The organism is Saccharomonospora halophila 8 (assembly GCF_000383775.1).
GTDB classification, from domain to species: Bacteria; Actinomycetota; Actinomycetes; order Mycobacteriales; family Pseudonocardiaceae; genus Saccharomonospora; species Saccharomonospora halophila.
Genome location: NZ_KB912586.1, coordinates 1 through 3,669, shown reverse-complemented (window position 1 = coordinate 3,669; position 3,669 = coordinate 1). Strand labels below are relative to the sequence as shown.

The following is a 3,669-nucleotide window of genomic DNA, read 5'->3' as shown; positions in this document are numbered from 1 at the left end:
GCCCGCGGCGGCGACGAACAGCGTCGCCCGGTCGAGCTCCACCACGGTCTGCCGCACGGCGCCGCCGCCGAACTGCACACCCGCGCCGTCCGCGAGGCTCCGGAACGCCGAGGCGACCGCCGAGAGGTGTCCGGCGTCGTCGGGGCCGAGCTGCCCGGACCGGCCGAGCAGCATGCCGTCGGTCGAGAGCGCGACGGCGTGCCGGGCCCGGTCCAGACCGGTCACCAGGCCGTCCAGCAGCCGGTCCAGATCCGTCGGGTCGGAAGCGACCATTGCCTCGTTCTCCCCACTGTCGAACAACCGTGCCGGCCACCGTGGACACGGCGGCACCGTATCGAAGATCACCCGGTTCGCGGTGTCAAGACACACGATCTCGCGGAAAGTCATCGTCTCGACGACGCCACCGGTCCGACCCGGTGAACGACCGGGAGACGAGCCGGTCACGGTTGAATACGGCGAGTGACGGGACGGTCACCCGCGTCGGTCAGTCGAAGACGAGCACGCCGCGGATGTTGCGGCCCGCGTGCATGTCGTCGTACGCCTTCGCCACGTCGTCGAGCGGGTACCGGGTGGTCACCAGGTCGTCCAGGTTGAGCACGCCCCGCCGCCAGAGCCGCACCAGTGCCGGGATGTCACACCCCGGTGCGGCCTCACCGAACAGCGACCCCTTTACCGACTTCTGCATGAGGACCAGGTCGTTCAGCCGGAGGGGGACGTCGGTCGCGCGGTGGCTGCCCAGACCGGTGAGGACCACCGTCCCGGCCTTGCGGATCGCCCCGAGCGCCCGGGCGAGGTGCTCGCCCCCGGTGACACCGACGGCGACGATCACGGCGTCCGCCCCTTGTCCGTTGGTGACCGACCGGGCGTGCTCGGCGGCCTCGCGGAGGTCGGCGTAGGCGTGCGTGGCGCCCAGTTCGTGAGCCTTGTTCCGTTTGAACTCCACCGGGTCCACGGCCAGCACGGTGCTCGCCCCCGCGTGCGCCGCGCCCTGCACGGCGTTCGCCCCGATGCCGCCGATGCCCAGCACGATCACCGTGTCGCCGGGACGGACGCCCGCCGTGTTGACGGCCGCGCCCCACCCGGTGGGCACCCCGCAACTGAGCAGGCACGCCAGCTCCAGCGGCACGTCCTCGTCGATCCGGACGAGCGAGTCCACCGAGGCGGTCGTGTACTCGGCGAACGTCGAGATGCCGCACTGCTGTCCCACCGGGCGCCCGTCCAGACTGAGCCGGTAGCTGGTCGGGTCGTCGGCGCGGGCCCCGGTGAGCAGGGTCGCGCCCAGGTGGCACAGGTTCTGCAGGCCACGGGCACAGAACTCGCACGTGCCGCACGCGGGCAGGAAGGAGAACACGACGTGGTCGCCGGGGGCGAACCCGGGGGTGTGCGGGCCGACCGCGGTGACCACGCCCGCGCCCTCGTGCCCGCCGCAGAACGGGTGGATGCCGACGGGCAGGTCGCCGGTCGCGGCGTGGTCGTCGGAGTGGCACAACCCGGACGCGGCGAGCCGCACCGTCACCTCGCCCTGCCGCGGGTCGTCGAGCTCCAGGTCGACGACCTCGTAGCGCCCGGGGGACTCCCGCAGGACCGCGCCCCGCGTACTGATCGGCATCACGTTCTCCCTCGACTCCGGTTCCACCGACGTGGGCGAAACTATCCCGCCCTACGGCGGGACACGGGCGTGTCGCGTGGTCCGGAGACGGCCGTTTCACGTTGGGTCGAGACGGCCGGGGGAGCGGGCGGGGTGCCCGTGCGCGACGGCCCGGTCGTCCGCCGGGCGCAGTGCCTCGGACGGCAGCAGCTTCGGGTGCCGCGGCGTGGGCCATTCCAGGAGCAGGAGGGTGGCGTCGTCGTGAAGCTCGCCACGCTGGTGGTGCAGGATCGCGTGAACGACCCGACGCAGTGTCTCCGGTGGAGGGAGTCCGGCTTCGCTCTCCCGTTCGACGATGTCGACCAGCCGGTCGATGCCGAAGTGCTCGCCGCGGTCGTTGCGGGCCTCGGTGACACCGTCCGTGTAGAGCAGGATCCGGTCGCCCGGCCGCAGCTGTTCCCGTCCCGGGAGGGTGGGATCGGCGTCGTCGAGGTGCTGCAGGCCCAGAGGCATGCGCCTGCCCTCGTCGAGCATCTTGTGGATGCGGCCGTCCCGCAGCAGAACGGGTGGCGGGTGTCCCGCGTTCAGGTACGACAGCACCCCCGAGTCGAAATCGACCGTCGCCAACACGGCCGTGGCGAAGCGGGTCTCGGCCGCGTGCTCGCGCAACACCGTGTCGGCCCTGCGGGCGATGCCGGCCAGCGTCTCGTTGACGCGGCGTGCGTTGCGCGTGGCGGCCATGGCCATCGAGCAGACGAGGCCGGCCTGGAGGTCGTGGCCGGTGGCGTCGAACACGGCCACGTGGCCGAGCCGTCCGTCGGCCGTGTAGTCGAACCCGTCGCCGCCCGCCTCGTCGTAGTACTCGACGACCGCGCTGACCGTCATGTCCGGGGTGGCGAAGGTCTGCGGGGGCAGCAGCTGCCACAGCAGTTCGGCCGAGACGGTCAGTGGCCGGGGCCTGCGTGCCCGGTGCAGGGCGTCGCTCTGGGCGAGTTTCGCGATGATGAGGTGTCCGAGCAGGCCGCCCACGGTCCAGCAGTGCTGCCGCAGGGTCGCGTCGTCCGGGTCCGCACCCTCGGGCGGAACCACCCGCAGACTCCCCATCCGGTGGGTGCCGTTCAGGACGGGAACCCACAGCACGGGAGTGCCCGTCTCCGGGTCGTGGTCCCGGAAGATCTCGACCCGCTGGAACGACCGGCCCGCACGGGTGCCGTCGATCGCGATCGGGGCCACCGGGGCGGCTGCGTCGGTGCCCAGCGGGTGCAGGTGCCGCTGGGGCAGGTCGGAGACGTACAGCAGTCCGTCGACGCCCACGTGGGTGGCCAGGGCGTCCCGGACGATCCGTCCGAGGTCACCCCCGGCGGCCAGGTGCCCCCGGTTGATGAGCTCGTCGAGCACCTTGTACCAGTTCGCGGACGTCACGGTCCTCACCGTAGTGGCTCCCGGGCGGGCTCACCCGCCGCACCGCGCGGGCCGGTCGACGACCCGGTGCCCCGGTCCGCCGGAGACGTCGACGAGCATGTGGTCGTCGTGGCGCGGACCCGCGTCGACAGCCCGTGGTGTGTGGTCAGAGCAGTTCGACCTGGTGCACGAGCCAGCGGTCGTTCTCGTGGCGCAGGGTCAGCCGCATCCGGTTCCGGTCGATCCGCGGCTCGGGGTTGTCGGTGTTGGTGATGGTCTGATCGACGAACGCGAGCACCACCGCCTCGGTGGAGTCGGCACGCACGACGCCCGCCGCCAGTGTCTCCCCCTCGGAGACCGCTTCGTGCTCCCGGATCAGCTCGCTGAGGTCGTCGCCGACGCGGCGGTACTGCTCGGCGAAATCCCCGGTCGCGTGGTCGAGCACGGCGTCGAGGTCCTTGTCCAGGGTGTCGAACTCGTACGAGGCCAGCTGGGTGGCGAACCGGGTGGCCGCGTCGAGCACTTCCGTCCGCGCGGTCTCCCGGGCACGCAGCGACCAGTAGTCCACCCCGACGAACCCCGCACCGACCAGTGCCGCCACGACCAGTGCGGTGGCGATCACCGTCCGCGCCCGGGGACGCCGCCGCCACCGGCGGCGACGACGGCCGGGCCCGTCCCCG

The 3,669-nt window shown here is 72.4% G+C and carries 4 protein-coding genes; all 4 read right to left on the bottom strand.

Annotation, left to right across the window (positions count from 1 at the left end; all coding sequences use genetic code 11):
- On the bottom strand, positions 1-273 hold a 273-nt coding region (locus SACHA_RS0118475; RefSeq protein ID WP_028663331.1), incomplete at its 3' end, for a roadblock/LC7 domain-containing protein.
- Between the two features lie 211 nt (positions 274-484).
- Positions 485-1,609 carry an NDMA-dependent alcohol dehydrogenase gene (locus SACHA_RS0118470; protein ID WP_019812157.1) on the bottom strand — a complete coding sequence of 375 codons (1,125 nt, stop codon included), beginning with the start codon at positions 1,607-1,609 and terminating at the stop codon, positions 485-487.
- Between the two features lie 96 nt (positions 1,610-1,705).
- Positions 1,706-3,010, bottom strand: coding sequence for a PP2C family protein-serine/threonine phosphatase (locus SACHA_RS23045; protein ID WP_019812156.1), 1,305 nt, complete (start codon positions 3,008-3,010; stop codon positions 1,706-1,708).
- Between the two features lie 145 nt (positions 3,011-3,155).
- The coding region (locus SACHA_RS23040; RefSeq protein WP_232211925.1) for a hypothetical protein at positions 3,156-3,669 on the bottom strand (514 nt) is incomplete at its 5' end.